We start from the raw sequence: 15,368 nt of genomic DNA, 5'->3' as shown, positions 1-15,368 counted from the left end.
TTCGGGGAGCGTACCGGGGGCGCATTCGCGTCGCCGATCCACCCCCGCCCACTCGTCGTTCCCAGTGAATCCTTCGTGATCGCCTTGCCTCGGGCGGGTGTTCGCATCTGCTTCGGATCGGCTTTGCAGCGGCCCCCCAACGGCGCGAACGTATTCGCGGGGGCGCATTCCAGGGGGCGCAAGCCACCCCAGGGGCCCTCCCGTACGCGGTCTTCGTGGCAGCATGGAGCCGAGTTCGTACGGTGCACTGGTTGTCCACAGCCTGTGGAGGCGTCGATGCGGTGGTTGGTGGGGTGGAGCAGTACCGCCGCCAGGGCGCCCGAGATCGGCATGGCGGGCGCCACCGGAAGCGACGGCGAGACCGTGCACCCGGTGGGCTCCCAACTCCTGTGGGGCGACCCCGATCCGCTCTGGGCGGTCGGCGACTGGCGCCCCGACGAGGTCCGGGTCATCAAGGCCGACGCGCAGAACCGGATCGCCGTCCTCGGCACCTGCGGGGCGAGCGACGAGGAACTCAAGGTCGGCCTCTTCGCCGCGCGCGGCGGCGCACTGCGCCACCTCACCGCCTGGTCCGGCAGCTACACCGCCGTCGTCCAGGTCGGCCGCCGCACCACCGTCGCGGGCGACCTCGCGGGCGCACGGCCCGTCTTCCACACCCCCTGGGCGGGCGGCACGGCCTACGCGACCGCCGCCCTGCCGCTGGCCGACCTCATCGAGGCCAACCTCGACTTCGGGCACCTGGCGGCCCTGCTCGCCGCCCCCGACGTACCGGCCGCGGTCCACGACTCGACCCCGTACGAAGGCGTACGACGCATTCCGCCGGGGCACGCGCTGATCCTGCGCGCGGGTGCCCGCGAGGTCGCCGGCTACGAGCCCGTCGCCTCCCTCGCCGTCGCCGCGCCCAGCGCGGATCCCGACAGCGCGGTGGACGGCGTCCGGGACGCCCTCGTGGAGGCCGTACGCGCGCGCCTCGCCGCTCCCCGGCACGTACCCGGGACCGACATCGACCCCGGGCCCGTACCCGGGATGGGGCCCGCGGAGCGGCGCGCGGCGCGCGGGATGCCCGTACCGGGAATCGGCGCCGACCTCTCCGGAGGGCCCGCCTCCGGGACGCTGGCCCTGCTCGCGGCGGGGCTGCCGGGGGCGCCCGGCACGGTCCTCGGGCACGGCACGGGCGCCGGTGAGCGGCTCCTCGCCGTCACCTTCAACGACCTCGCCGTGCGCGGACGGGAGGCCGAGGTGGAGCGGGCCGGGACGCTCGCCGCGAACCCCCGGCTGCACCACGTGGTCGTCGCCGGGGGCGAGGAGACGCTTCCGTACGCCGACCTGGAGGGGCCGCTGACGGACGAGCCGGGGCCGTCGCTGGTGACGGCGGCGCGGCACCGTGCGCGGCTGTCCTCCGGCAGCGCGGACCACTTCACCGGGTACGGGGCCCGGCAGGTCCTGGACGCGCACCCCGCGCGGCTGGCCGACCTGCTGATGGACCGCAAGAGACGCCATCTGGTCCGGCCCGTCGCCGCGTTGGCGAAGGCGGACGGGTCCGTCATGGTGCCCGCGCGCGTGTACGGCGCCGCGCGCAAGCTCGCCCGTACGCCGTACCGGACCGGCGTCGACGTTCTCGCCGACCGGCTGCTGCACCGGCGCTTCGACGAACCGGGGGGCGCGGTGGGTGCGTCACTCGCTGCGCTCACCTGGGCCAGGCCTGGTCCCGCGGCGCGTTGGCTGACCGGTGAGGCGCTGGCTGAAGTATCGGTTCGCCTACAAGGAGCCGCAGGTCGGACGGGGGTGGTGGGTCCCGGGCAGCGGCCCGGTGACTTCCGCGCGCGGGCGGCGCTCGCGCGCCACGCCGCCGATCTTCGCGTCCTGGAACAGGCCGCCGAGATCCGCTTCCAGCGGCTGCACGCGCCGTTCCTGGACAACCAGGTCGTCCGCGCGTGCCGTGAGTTGCCGGAGGCGCTGCGGGTCCAGCCCGGGGCGCGCGCCGCGATCCTCCGGACCGTCCTGGAGGGTGCCGGGGTGGCCGACCTGCCGCCCGGCTGGGGCGCGCCCTCGCATGCGTCCTCGGCGGCGGCGGCGCGGACGGGGTTGCGGGTGGCCGCGGATTCTCTGATCGCCTTGTTCGACACTCCTCTGCTGGCGCAGGCGGGGCTCGTCGAGGCACGGGTCGTCCGCAAGGCGCTGCGGGCGGCCGCGGCGGGGGAGCCGCTGCCGCTGGACGGGCTGGCGGATCTGGTCTCCCTTGAACTGTGGCTGCGCCGTCTGCTGGCCCGCCGCGGCACGTGCTGGACGGGCACGCCCGCCCGCCAACGGGCCGTGCCCGCGGGGATCGTGCCGCAGGGGCGGGCGTTGGGGGCGGGGGCCGGGGGGCGGGGCTAGCGATCGAGTTGTCCCTGGGGCGTCTCTGGGCCGTTGTTGGGTCGGGGCCGCGCCGGTACGTCGAGCCCGTCGCCGCCGGATCAGGCCTTGCCCTACAAGGAGCCGCTTCCAGACCCGAACGTAAGCGACGGGCTTACGACGCACCGGCACGGCCCCTTCCGCGCGCGGACGGCTGCGGGCCGGTGGGGCCGATGGGGGGCCTGGGGCGCAGCCCCGGCCCCCCAGGGGCGCGGGGAACTGCGCGATCGGCCCCCACCGGCCCGCAGTCGACGAACCACCCGGGGGTCTGGGGGCGGAGCCCCCAGGTTGAGGATGGGACGGGTAGGGGCGGCGGGGGCGAAGAAACCGGGCGTGGGCCGGAGCGGAGGCCCGCCGGGGAAAGCCTCGGCTCTGCGCACCGGGCGAGGTGAGAATAGGCGGGTGCGGTACAGAATCCTGGGGGTCGCCCAGGCGGAAGATGATCAGGGGGCCCCGGTCGCGCTGGGCGGCCCCCGGGTACGCGCCCTGCTTACGGCGCTCGCCCGACGGACGGACCGCACGACCACCCCCCAGACCCTGATCGACGAGGTATGGGCGGACGAACCCCCACTGGACGCCCCGGCGGCGTTGCAGGCCCTGGTTGGCCGCCTGCGCCGAGCGATCGGCAAGGACGCCGTCGCCTCGGAGGCGGGCGGCTACCGGTTGCGGGCCACCAAGGACGACGTGGACCTGTTCGTCTTCGAGCGGCAGGTACGGGACGGCAAGGCCGCCCTCGATCGCGGCGACGCGTCCACCGCCGCCCACACCCTGCGCGACGCCCTCACCCTGTGGCACGGCCCGGCTCTCGCGGACCTCCCCGACCGAGACGCCGCCGCCCGCTGGGACGCGCTCCGCGTGCAGGCGACGCGCACCCGCATCGACGCGGACCTGCGACTGGGCCGCGCCCCCGACGTCGTACCGGAGCTGACGGAGCTGACAACCGCCCACCCGTACGACGAGGCCCTGCACGCCCTGCTCATCCGCGCCCTGCGCGACGCGGGCCGGGGAGCGGACGCGCTGGCCGCGTACGAAGGGGTGCGCCGCGCCCTCCAGGAGGGTCTGGGTGCGGATCCCGGCGGGGAACTGCAAAGGCTGCACGCGGAGCTGCTCGCCCCGGCGGGAGCGGGCGGGCCGGGGACCATACCCGTGGACGCCGACCATCGCGTACGGCGGGAAGGGGGCGGGGCGGAGGCGGCAACAGGGCGAGGGCCCGGCTTCTTCGGTCAGCGGTCGACTCCGCAATCGGCCGAGGACGGACACCTCCCCGACCCCCGCCTCGACCCCGAACGCACCGGCAACCTCCGCCCCCGTCTGAACTCCTTCGTCGGCCGGGAACCCGAACTCGACGCGATCCGTTCGGATGTGCAGAGGGCACGCCTGGTCACGCTGACCGGACCGGGCGGTTCGGGAAAGACCCGCCTCGCCGAGGAAGCCGCCGCCGGGCTCCCGCAGGCCTGGCTGGTCGAGCTGGCCCCGCTCGACCGGCCCGAGGCGGTCCCGGGCGCGGTGGTCAGCGCCCTCGGTCTGCGCGAGACCGTGTTGATGACCCACGAGATGGCGCTGGCCGGCCAGGACGACCCGCTCGGCCTGCTCGTCGAGTACTGCGCCCCGCGCAGCCAGCTCCTGATCCTCGACAACTGCGAGCACGTCATCGGCGCGGCCGCCGCACTCGCCGAGACCCTGCTCACCCGCTGCCCGGGGCTCACCATCCTCGCCACCAGCCGTGAACCACTCGGCGTCCCCGGCGAGTTGGTGCGCCCGGTCGAGCCCCTGCCGCCCGACCCCGCGCGCCGGCTGTTCATGGAGCGCGCGGCGGCCGTACGCCCCGACGCCGGCGCCGCGCTCCACGACTCCGAGGCGGTGGACGAGATCTGCCGGCGGCTCGACGGCCTGCCCCTGGCCATCGAGCTGGCCGCCGCGCGCCTGCGGCTGCTGACACCACGCCAGATCGCGGACCGGCTCGACGACCGCTTCCGGCTGCTCACCTCCGGAAGCCGCACGGCGCTGCCCCGCCAGCAGACCCTGCGCGCGGTCGTCGACTGGTCCTGGGACCTGCTCGACGAACGGGAGCGGGCCGTGCTGTGCGAGGCGTCCGTCTTCGCGGGCGGCTGGGACCTCACGGCCGCCGAAGCCGTCTGCACCGGTTCCCTCACCGGTCCGGGCGCCGGTGGCGTGACCGATCTTGTCGGGGCGCTCGTCGACAAGTCACTGATCGTCGCGACCCCGTCCGCCCCGTACGACGAGGACGGTGGTGGCGGCATGCGGTACCGCATGCTGGAGACGATCCACGAGTACGCCACCGAGCGCGCCGCCGAAGTCCCCGAGCTGCGCGCCGCGGCCGAGCGGCGCCACCGCGCGTGGGCGCGTGACCTCGTCGAGGAGGCCGAGCCACTGCTGCGCTCCGCCGCGCAGCTGCCCTGGATCCACCGTCTGGAGACCGAGCTCGACAACATCCGGGCGGCACTGCACCGCGCGATCGTCGCCGGTGCGGAGGAGGACACCGGTGCGATCGTCCTCGCCATGGGCTGGTTCTGGTGGCTGCGCAACTTCCGCCGCGAGGGCGGGGAATGGACGGACCGCCTGCTGCGGCTGGGCGCGGCGCTCGACGCGAGGCCCGTCGTGTCCGAGGCGCGGGGGGCGTACGGCGGGGAGAGCGGCGACGGTGGTGAGGGGAGCGAGGGTCGCGGCGGTGGCGACCTCTTCGCGGACCTGGACCGGTTCGACCCACTGGCCGCCTACCTCGACGCCCCGGACCACGAGGAGTCCCATCCGCTGCACGGCATGCGGATGCGGGCGCGCATGCTCCACCTGTTCATGCTGGTGGACACCGATCCGTGGGACGCAGGTGAGTACCCGCGGATTCAGGAGTACATCCTGCGGGTGCGGGACTTCTTCGAGAAGGGCGGTCCTGACGCGGCGACCATGCCGGGCATCGTCTGGCCGATGACCGCCTTCTTCCTGAGCGGTTGGCACGACGTGCGTCCCTCGATGGACGCGGCGCTCGCCAACTGCCGTGCGTACGGCGGTGAGTGGGAGATCGGCGTCACCCTGATGTTCCGTACGCACATGGTCGTCGACGCCCCGGGCGGCATGCCGGGCGTGGACGACGACCTCGCGGAGCTACGGGTGCTCAGCCGGCGGGTGGGTGACCGCTGGGTGCGCGCCCAGGTGTGCAGCGCCGCGGGGGAGGCGGCCACGGCGCGCGGTTTCTACGACGAGGCCAAGGGCGAGTACGAGGAGGCACTGCGGCTGGCCTTCGAGGTCGGCGCGTACGCCGAGACGCCCTTCCTCATGGCGCGGCTGGCCGAGCTCGCCTACCGAGCGGGCGAGCGCTCGCAGGCCCTGGCCGCCCTGGACGAGGCGAACGCCGCGGCCGAGCGGTACAGCGTCACGGACTCCGGCGCCTTCGTCCGTCTGCTGCGCGCCCAGCTGGCCCTGGACGACGGCGAGGTCGCCGTCGCGCGTGAACAGTGGGAGCAGGCGTGCGAGATGACCGCGCGCGGCACCCCGCCGCCGCAGTTCATGGCGGGGCTGAACTGGGTCGAGGCGCTCGTCACGGCCGCCGAGTCCGGCCCGGCGCCCGGCCTGCGCAAGATGGCCGACGCGTTGGCCGGGGCGGTGACGGGGCGCTGCGCCGACGTGGTGACCGCGAGTCTCGTCGAGAGTGCGGCGGGCCTGCTGTCCGAGCTCGGTGACCATCCCCGAGCGGCCCGTCTGCTCGCCGCCGGTACTTCCTGGCGCGGCGGTCACCCCCGTCCGAGCCAGGAGCGCACCGGTGCCGAGCGCACGGAGACCGCCGCGCGCGCCGCTCTCGGTCCCGTCCGCCATGACTCCGAGCGGACGACGGGGGCGGGCTTCACCCAGGCCGACGCCCTGCGGGAGCTCGCGGAGGCGCTGGAGGAGTAGTTCACCTCACTGGCACTGGAACGTGGACTCCGCCCAGTCCGCCAGGGCCACCGTGTCGAATCTCGTGTGCGGTTCGACGGCCAGCCGGATCGTTGTGCGGCCGGTGAGGTTCACATGCACGGGGATCGCGGGTTCGCCGCCCTTGATCAGCGGCGACTGCCACAGGCGCGCTCCGTCGGCGTACACGGAGAAACTCACCTGGCCGAGGCCCAGCGCCAGGTCGTCCACGCCGACCAGCGCGTCGTACGCCGAGCAGCTGCGGTTGAGGTCGATGGTGACCGAGGACCGGCCGTGCACGGTCACGCCGTGGGTGTACCGCTGCCCCGCGATCGAGACTCCCCACCGCTGCCACACCCAACTGCTCTCGCCGAGCCGCATCTCGGGCTCGGTGTGGTCACCGGTGACGTTGTACTTCAACTCGTTCCACTGGTAGACGACCGGTGCCGGAGGCGGCGGCGGGGCGGGGGCCGGTGTGGGGGTAGGTGTGGGGGTGGGATTCGGCTGCGCCTGCGTCGGGGTGGGTGATGGCTTGGGTGTGGGCGTCGGGGTGGGCCGGGGGGTCGGGGTCGGGGTCGGGCTGGGCTTCGGTGCGGAGGCCACCACCGGGGCCCCTGGCGCGGGCTTCTTCGACGCAGTCGGCGTCGGCGTCGGTGTCGGCTGTGGCTGTGGCGCTTCGACCACTGGCGAGGTGGCCGGCGGCTTGGCCTCGGGCTTCTGGGTCGGGCTGCCGTTGCCTACGAGGGCCAGTGCCACCGCCGCCGCTGCCACCGCGACGACTCCCGCCGCGATACCGGCCTTGACCGGCGCGCCGAGCCCCTCCGAGGCGGCAGCGCCGCCCCCGGCGCCCACCCCGCCCGAGCCGCCGCCCGTCGCCCCGGCCGCGCCCGCCGCCCCGCCCGAGCCGCCGCTCGCCGCCGCCGCTGCGCCCGCCGCCCCGGCCGCACCCGCTCCGGCGCCACCGGCGATGAGCGCGACGGCCTTCGCGTACCCGGCGGCACCGAACCAACCGATGACCGCGACCGGCACGACCGCGGGGATCCCGCTGGCGACTTCCTTGATCTGGCCCGCGGCCAGTCGGCACTTGGCGCACTCCTCCAGGTGCTTGCGCAGTCCGCGCTCGGCCCGGGTGCGCAGGCCGCCGCGGGCGTAGGCGCCGAGCCGGTCGGCGTAGCGCGCGCACTCCTCGTCCATGATGAGCGTGGCGCTGACGTGTGCCTGGAGGTAGGCCTGCTTGAGGCCCTCGCGGGCGCGGCTGGCCAGGACGCGGGTGCCGTTGGCGTCGAGCCCGAAGAGCGTGGCGACCTCGCTCGGGGACTCGTCCTCGACCTCCGTGTGCCACAGCACGGCCTGCCAGCGCTCCGGCAGCGACCGGAACGCCTGCATGGCCATCGACTGCTCGGCCTCGTGCATCGCCCGTACGTCGGCACCCGGGTCCAGCGTGACGTCGTCGGACACCTCGGAGGTGCGGGAGGACTGCGCGGCGAACACCGCGAAGTCGTCGACCAGTTGTTCCCGTTTCGCGGACTTCGTCCAGCTCGCGGCGACGCGGCGGACCGTGGTGAGCAGATACGCGCGTACGGCGTGCTCGGGGCCGTGGCCGCGGCGGACCGCCTGGAGCATGCGGGCGAACACCTCGGCGGTGAGGTCGTCCGCGGTGTGCGCGTCCCGGCAGCAGGTGCGGGCATAGCGACGGACGGCTTCGGCGTGACGGCGGTACAACTCCTCGTACGCCGTGTCGTCGCCCGCCCGCATCCGCCCGATCAGGTCGGCGTCCGAGGGCGGCAGCCCGATCGGGGGCGGCAGGACGCCGTCACGCCGGTCGAACCGGTCGCGCTGCGCCGGAACGCTGGCGTCCCGCGGGGCACCCGAAGTACCTGAAGCACCCGAAGTACCTGGAGCAGCCGGTGGACCCGAGGGTTCCGGGGTGATGCCCGACGGACCGCCCTGGCTCGGTACCTGCCGCGAGGGCGGCCCGCCGGCCTCCGCGCCACCGTCACCGGGTGACTCGTCCCGCCCGTCAACGCTCATCGCGGAAAGCCCCCGCCTGCACACTCGGACCCGAATACCGGGACAGAGTGCCACACGCTTCAGTGACGGGACCCCACCGCACGGACCAACCACTCGTCCGTGGGGACTTGCCACACGACAGCACTAGTGGTCATCCGTTTGGGGAATAGTCAATAAACGCTCCTCACAAGGCAGTTGCGCCACGGCCGGAATGCGCGGACCCCGCACTACGTCACCTCGGACTCCGTCACCCCGGCCGCCGTCACATCGGCCGCGAGCGCAGCCCCTCCAGCAGGATGTCCAGCAACCGGGCCGAGGCCGCGGCCTGCTGGGCGGCATCCGGCAGCGAAGGCGCCGCCGTGGCTATGACCAGCAGTACGTCCGCCACGGTCACGTCCGCCCGCAGCTCACCGGCCGCGCGCGCCCGATCCACCAGCCGGCCCACCACGTCGAGCAGCGCGGCCGCACCGGCGTCGTCGGCCACCGCGGCCATGGCCTCTTCTTCGGGCGCCGGCCGCTGCTCGACGAGCCGGAGCTCGGGGGCGAGCTGGGACCGCTGCTGCGGCACCCGTGCCTCGTCCGCCGAGGGTCCTTCCTCCGCGACGCCGACCCGCAGCACCTGCGGCGGCAGCAGCCGCCCGGCGCCCGAGGCCACCGACGTACGCAGGAAGCGCGAGAGCGCCGACCACGGCTCGTCCTCCTGACCGAGCGCCGCGCGCGCCTGGTCGGTCAGCCGGGAGGTCTCCTCCTCGGCTATCCGACGGACCAGGACGTCCTTGCTCGGGAAGCGCCGGTACACCGTGCCGACGCCGACCCGGGCGCGCCGTGCGACGTCCTCCATCGGCGCGCCGTACCCCAGCTCGCCGAAGACCTCGCGCGCCGCGCGCAGTACGTGTTCCAGATTGCGCTGTGCGTCCACCCGTAGCGGCGTCGTCCGCGATCCTTCCACCGGACCGCGGCCGTTGCCGCCCGTTGCCGCGCCGACCGTGCCACCGGACGCGATGGCAGACGCGGAAGACCAATGAGCATCCTGAATGTGCATAAGCGTTCCCCCGGTAATGACGTCTCCCCCCGGAGACTCTCCCCGCCATTGGAAGCCGGAGCGAGCGGAACAAGCTTGATTCACGAACCCGTCGTGCGGACTCGTCGAGCGCATCCCCCTACACCCCGTCGACACACGAACATAGTTGAGTGGGGGTCAATTCAGAAGGGGCAGGTTCCGCACGGAGCGCCCCCCGATCGGAGTACGGGTCGGTTACCTCCCGATTACGCCCCCTCCGAACCCTCCGATCACCCCATCTGACCTGCGCACTCTTCCCGCGCTCCGGCAAAACGGCCAACCCCCCGGGCCCCCGGCCGTCGGTCACACAAATTGTCGAGCCTGTGGACAAACTCAAGAGCGGGGTGCGTCATGGGATGGTGAAGGAACCTGTGCGCATTCTCATCGTCGGCGGCGGCTACGTCGGGATGTACACCGCCCTGCGCCTCCAACGAAAGTTGAAGCCGGAACTGAATCGGGGCGAGGTCGAGATCACCGTCGTCTCCCCCGACCCCTATATGACTTATCAGCCGTTCCTTCCCGAAGCCGCCGCAGGCCTGATCTCGCCGCGCCATGTGGTGGTCCCGCTGCGCAGGGTCCTCGACCGGTGCCGGATCGTGATCGGCGAGGCCCACAGCATCGACCACGCCAAGCGCACCGCGACGCTCAGCACGCTCGCCACCGCCGAGGAGGGCGCGGGCACGGAGCAGATCACGTACGACGAGCTCGTCCTCGCCCCCGGCTCGGTCTCACGCGCCCTCCCGATCCCCGGACTCGCCGACTACGCCATCGGCTTCAAGACCATCGAGGAGGCCATCGGGCTGCGCAACCACGTCATCGAGCAGATGGACATCGCCTCCTCCACCCGCGACCCAGGGATCCGCGACGCCGCCCTGACCTTCGTCTTCGTGGGAGGCGGTTACGCGGGTGTGGAGGCGCTCGGCGAACTCGAGGACATGGCCCGCTACGCCGCCCGCTACTACCACAACGTCAACGCCGACGACATGAAGTGGATCCTCGTCGAGGCCTCGAACCGCATCCTCCCCGAGGTCGGCGAGGAGATGGGCAAGTACACGGTCACCCAGCTGCGCCGCCGCAACATCGACGTACGCCTCGAAACCCGCCTCGACTCCTGCGCGGACCGGATCGCCGTCCTCAGCGACGGCGCCCGTTTCCCCACGCGCACGGTCGTGTGGACCGCCGGCGTGAAACCGCACCCGATCCTGGCCGCCACCGACCTCCCCCTCAACGGGCGCGGCCGTCTCAAGTGCACCGCGGAGCTGACCGTCGACGGCGCCCCGCACGCGTGGGCGGCGGGAGACGCCGCCGCCGTCCCCGACGTCACCGCCGGGGAGCCCGGCAAGGAGACCGCGCCCAACGCCCAGCACGCGGTGCGCCAGGCCAAGGTCCTCGGCGACAACATCGCCCACTCCCTGCGCGAGGAGCCCCTGGAGACGTACTCCCACAAGTACGTCGGCTCGGTCGCGTCCCTCGGGCTGCACAAAGGTGTCGCGCACGTCTACGGGCGCAAGCTGAAGGGCTATCCTGCCTGGTTCATGCACCGCGTCTACCACCTGAGCAGGGTCCCGACCTTCAACCGCAAGGCCCGCGTACTCGCCGAATGGACCTTGGCGGGGCTCTTCAAAAGGGAGATCGTGTCCCTCGGATCGCTCGAACATCCTCGAGCGGAGTTCGAACTCGCGGCCGGTGGAAAGCATCCTATCGACCCGAAGCTCGACCCGAAGGGGTCGTCCTGACCGGACCCAGGAACTCCACCGATCAGGCAGGCGTCTGACGGATGTCGGTCCGGTCGGCCAGACTGGTCCCGACCTTGGGCGGGCCGACGGTTCGCTCATCCGCACCCACAGGCTTCTTCCCCAGCGCCGCATTTCCCGGATTCCGATCAGGGAGGCAGCGCTCCAGTGGCTCCGGCCGCGGGCCGGACCCCCGGCCGGATTCCGGAGCCGACCGGAGACGACAATCACGAGGCAAGGATTCGGTGAACTTCACCCGCTGGAGCGCCCGGCTCCCCGGAACGCAGCGCCGCGCCGCGGCGCGGACCGAACACACGGCCTCCCCGGACCGTCGAGGCGAGGGCTCCGTGCCCGCGGCCCGCGCCGAGCAGCTGACCGACGACGCGCCGCCCGTCCCCGCCGTCGACGACCTGCCCGTGCGCGAGGTCCTCGACCGCGTCCCGGCCCTCGTCGCCCTCGTGCACGGCCACGACCACCGCGTGGCCTACGTCAACGACGCCTATGCGGCGGCCTTCGGCGCCCGGCCCGTCGGTGAACCCGCACGCGAGGCGTTGCCCGAGCTCGCGGAGATCGGCCTGCTCCCGCTCCTCGACCAGGTGCTGCGCAGCGCCAAGCCGCGCACGGTCAAGTCCCGCAAAGCCCCCGGCGGTCGCTCGTACACCTTCACCTGCACGCCCGTCGACGCCACCCCGGACGGCCAGGACGGCGGCGTACTCGTCTTCGCCACCGACGTCACCGACCACGCCGAGGCCGCGGAGCGACTGCGCGCCAGCGAGCGCCGCCAGCGCGAGACCGCCGTCACCCTCCAGCGTTCCCTGCTCCCCCAGGAGCTGGAAGAACCCGACGACCTCCGCGTCGCCGCCACTTACCAGCCCGGCGGCACAGAGGCCGCGGTCGGCGGCGACTGGTACGACGTGATCACCCTCGGCGGTGGCCGCACCGCGCTCGTCATCGGCGACGTGATGGGCCGCGGAGTGCGGGCCGCGGCCGTCATGGGGCAACTGCGCACCGCCGTACGCGCGTACGCCCGCCTCGACCTGCCCCCGCACGAGGTCCTGCAACTCCTCGACGGACTCGCCACGGAGATCGACGCCAACCAGATCGCCACGTGCGCGTACGCCGTCCACGACCCCAACGAGGGGCGTCTCGTGTACGCCTCCGCGGGCCACCTCCCGATCCTCGTCCGCGACGAGAACGGCATCGTGATCCGAGCCGACGAACCCACCGGACCACCGCTCGGCACCGGCGGCTGGATGCACGCCTCGGGCTCGGTCCCGCTGGGCCCCGGCTCCACGGCCGTCCTCTACACCGACGGCTTGGTCGAGCGCCGCAACGAGGACCTCGACGAGGGGATCGCGTCCCTGGAGCGCGCCCTCGCGGGGGCGACCGGCACGCCCCAGGTCGTCTGCGACCGCCTCGTCCGCTCCGCGGGCGTCACCGCCGACCACGACGACGACGTGGCCGTCCTCGTCCTTCAGCACCCCGCCCGCACGGGCCCCGACGGCGAGCTCTTCCGCAACGCGGCCCTGGAGCTGCTGGGCGGGGTGGAAGCGGCGCCACGCGCGCGTGCCTTCGCCTCCGGCGTGCTGACGAGTTGGCGTTTCCCGTCCGACCTTCACGATCTCGGCGTCCTCGCCACCAGCGAACTGGTCGCCAACTCCCTCCAGCACGGCACCCCGCCGATGCGCCTTCGGCTGCGCCGCACCGACCGCCGCCTCATCATCGAGGTCACCGACGGCGACGACCATCTGCCGCGTCGGCGTCGCGCCGAGCCCGCCGACGAGGCCGGCCGCGGTATCGCGATCGTCGCGACGATCGCTTCCGGCTGGGGGTCGCGGCGTACGCCCGGGGGAGGGAAGGCGGTCTGGTGCGAGTTCGCCCTGCCCCGCACCTGAGAAACAGCGGACGGCTGCCGCCACGGTGAAACGTGGTGACAGCCGTCGTGCGAACGCCGTACGAACCTGCGTCAGGCGCTCGCCGGTACCGGCTCCGCGGGTGCAGCCCCGCCCTGAGCCACCACCCGGCTCTTCGCCAGCCACGGCTGGTTCTGTACGGGGCTGAGCTGCCGCCCGAGCCGGAGCGCCAGGAACGTGATGCCGAGCGAGAAGAGCAGAAACGTCACGACGTAGGGACCGTGCAGCGAGGCCCCCATCGGGCCGCCCACCGCAGGACCGACGGCCAGCGCGAGCTGCTTCACCAGGGCGAAGGCCGAGTTGTACTGGCCGGCCAGTCCCGTCGGTGCGAGATCCGCGACCAGCGGCGCGACCGTCGGCGACAGCATCGCCTCGCCGAGTCCGAACAGCGCGTACGTCGAGACGAACGCCGCCGTCGCCATCGTCTGGCTGCCGTGTCCCAGCCCCGCGTATCCAGCGGCCAGCCACGCCACGGCCCAGATGAGGCCCACCGCCGCGATCACCCGCGACCGCTTCCGGCGCTCGACGAACTTCAGCACCGCGAACTGCGCCACCACGATCATCGCCGTGTTCGCCGCCATCGCCGTACCGAGCGCGGAGGTCGAGATCCCGGCCGCCTCGACGCCGTACGCGGACAGCCCCGACTCGAACTGTCCGTAGCAGGCGAAGAACAGCACGAAGCCCAGCACGGACAGCTGCACCATGGCCCGGTTGCCCAGCAGCTGCTTCCAGCTGCCGCCCTCGGCCTGCGGCGCGTCCCCCTCGATCCGCGGCGCGTGCGGCACCCGTACGGTTGCCATGATCACGACCAGCACCAGGAACATCGCCGCCTCGATCGCGAACAGCAGCGTGAACGAACTCGCGCGGGTCGTGTCGACGATGTGGCCGCCGATCAGGCCACCCACGCCGAGCCCGAGGTTCTGCAGGAAGAACTGTGTCGCGAAGGCGCGCGACCGCGTGTCCGCCGTCGAGCAGTCCACGATCATCGTCGCCAGCGCCGGCTGCATGACCGCTTGTCCCGCACCGAGCGCCGCCGCCGACAGCAGTACGGCCGTGGCGTTGCTCGAGAGCCCCAGGCTCAGCGCCCCGACGGCGGCGGTGACCAGGGCGGTGAGCAGGACCGGCAGCGGGCCGCGCAGGACGATGGCCCGTCCGGCGAACGGCAGCACCACGAGAGCGGCCACGGCGAAGACGGCGAGCACGAGACCCGCCGTCATGGAACCGAGTCCCCGTACCTGCGCCACATAGACGTAGAGGAAGGGGACGGTAAAGCCGAGCCCGAACGCTCCGAGTGCGTTGCCCACGTGGATCCGGCGCATCGCTGCGCCCATCGCCCTGGTCACTTTCACCTGCCTTGGTCGTGAAGCTTCGGCGTGCATGGATGCAGGCCTGAAGACTTCGAAGCTAAAGTTAGATGTTGAACTGTACAGCTTCAAGGACTTCAATGCCAAGCGAGCCCGTGCGATACTTCGGACATGGGCGACACCCCCGGCCTCACCGCGCCGACAACCGAGCCGACACTCGACGAACAGATCGCCGCCTACCAGCGCGAGTTCCGGGACCTCGACCCCCAGGTCGAGAAGATCGTGGCGGCGCTCGGTCGCCTCAACCGCCGTATGAACGTCGCCTACGGCCGCCAGACCGCCACCCTCGGCATCAGCAACGCCGAGTGGGAGGTCCTCAAGGCCCTCGTCCTGTCCGGCGAGCCGTACCGGATGGGCCCCAGCGACCTCGCCAAGCGGCTGGGCCTGACCCCGGCCGCGATGACCCACCGGATCGACCGGATGGTCGCGGAGGGTCTGGTCACCCGGGAGCGCGACGAGTCGAACCGTGTCCGCGTGATCGTGGAGCTCACGGACGAGGGGCGCGAGAAGTGGCTGGAGGCCATGCGCCTCGCCACGGTCTTCGAGGAGGACCTCCTCCAGGACCTGTCCGCCGACGAGCGCGGTGTCCTCGGTGAGGTCCTGACGCGTCTCCTGCGACGCGTGGAGCACGCCCAGCCGGACGCGGGCGGCCGGCTCAGCGACCTCGATTAAAAGATCTTGACAGAGATGGTTGACACCACCTTGCTGGATCCGTAAGGTTCTTCGAGTTGCCACGGGGCCGTAACGGTTCTGCGGTAGCACCTCCGCCGCAGAAGCGGCACCCCAACCATCAGCACGATCTCCCAAACGGGTGAATTCGGCGTGCCCGAATTCAATTCGCCTGGGACGCGGCGGTCCGATTAGGAACTGCCGAGAGGATCCGCTAAAGTTTGGGACGTCGGAACGGCCCAAGGGCCTGGAAGACAAGCCCCGCTGACTGGGAATCAGGCCCGAAAGGATCTGATAGAGTCGGAACCGCCGGAAAGGGAAA

General features: G+C 72.7%; 8 protein-coding genes. 5 read left to right on the top strand and 3 right to left on the bottom strand.

Annotated elements, in window-relative coordinates:
- Window positions 1–276: 276 nt before the first annotated feature.
- Together ACZ69M_RS36075 and ACZ69M_RS36070 are read left to right on the top strand one after the other, a co-directional pair.
- Window positions 277–2,376, top strand: a complete 2,100-nt coding sequence (locus ACZ69M_RS36075) for an asparagine synthase-related protein (protein ID WP_352053435.1) — start codon at window positions 277–279, stop codon at window positions 2,374–2,376.
- 420 nt (window positions 2,377–2,796) lie between these two features.
- Complete coding sequence (locus tag ACZ69M_RS36070; RefSeq protein WP_470056694.1) at window positions 2,797–6,300, top strand: AfsR/SARP family transcriptional regulator; 3,504 nt, start codon at window positions 2,797–2,799, stop codon at window positions 6,298–6,300.
- Between the two features lie 6 nt (window positions 6,301–6,306).
- Here ACZ69M_RS36070 and ACZ69M_RS36065 read toward each other — a convergent pair whose 3' ends face one another.
- Together ACZ69M_RS36065 and ACZ69M_RS36060 are read right to left on the bottom strand one after the other, a co-directional pair.
- Window positions 6,307–8,328: a sigma-70 family RNA polymerase sigma factor gene (locus ACZ69M_RS36065; protein ID WP_470056692.1), complete on the bottom strand. Its 2,022-nt coding sequence runs from the start codon at window positions 8,326–8,328 to the stop codon at window positions 6,307–6,309.
- Between the two features lie 241 nt (window positions 8,329–8,569).
- A complete protein-coding gene (locus ACZ69M_RS36060; RefSeq protein ID WP_470056690.1) occupies window positions 8,570–9,349 on the bottom strand; it encodes a TetR/AcrR family transcriptional regulator in 780 nt (259 codons plus the stop codon).
- 374 nt (window positions 9,350–9,723) lie between these two features.
- Between ACZ69M_RS36060 and ACZ69M_RS36055 the strand changes: the two genes are divergently transcribed.
- Both ACZ69M_RS36055 and ACZ69M_RS36050 read left to right on the top strand, forming a co-directional pair.
- The gene (locus ACZ69M_RS36055) at window positions 9,724–11,103 is read left to right on the top strand and encodes an NAD(P)/FAD-dependent oxidoreductase (protein WP_470056688.1); all 1,380 of its coding nucleotides are present in this window, start codon (window positions 9,724–9,726) and stop codon (window positions 11,101–11,103) included.
- Between the two features lie 242 nt (window positions 11,104–11,345).
- Window positions 11,346–12,995, top strand: coding sequence for an ATP-binding SpoIIE family protein phosphatase (locus tag ACZ69M_RS36050; protein ID WP_470056686.1), 1,650 nt, complete (start codon window positions 11,346–11,348; stop codon window positions 12,993–12,995).
- Between the two features lie 71 nt (window positions 12,996–13,066).
- Here ACZ69M_RS36050 and ACZ69M_RS36045 read toward each other — a convergent pair whose 3' ends face one another.
- Entirely contained in the window at window positions 13,067–14,344 is a 1,278-nt protein-coding gene (locus ACZ69M_RS36045) for an MFS transporter (RefSeq protein ID WP_470056684.1), read from the bottom strand.
- 144 nt (window positions 14,345–14,488) lie between these two features.
- Between ACZ69M_RS36045 and ACZ69M_RS36040 the strand changes: the two genes are divergently transcribed.
- Complete coding sequence (locus tag ACZ69M_RS36040; RefSeq protein WP_054230573.1) at window positions 14,489–15,049, top strand: MarR family winged helix-turn-helix transcriptional regulator; 561 nt, start codon at window positions 14,489–14,491, stop codon at window positions 15,047–15,049.
- Window positions 15,050–15,368 lie beyond the last annotated feature (319 nt).

The organism is Streptomyces sp. NPDC107454, from assembly GCF_055582885.1.
The sequence above is the reverse complement of the archived record's forward strand: the minus strand, read 5'-3'. Positions and strand labels throughout refer to the sequence as shown.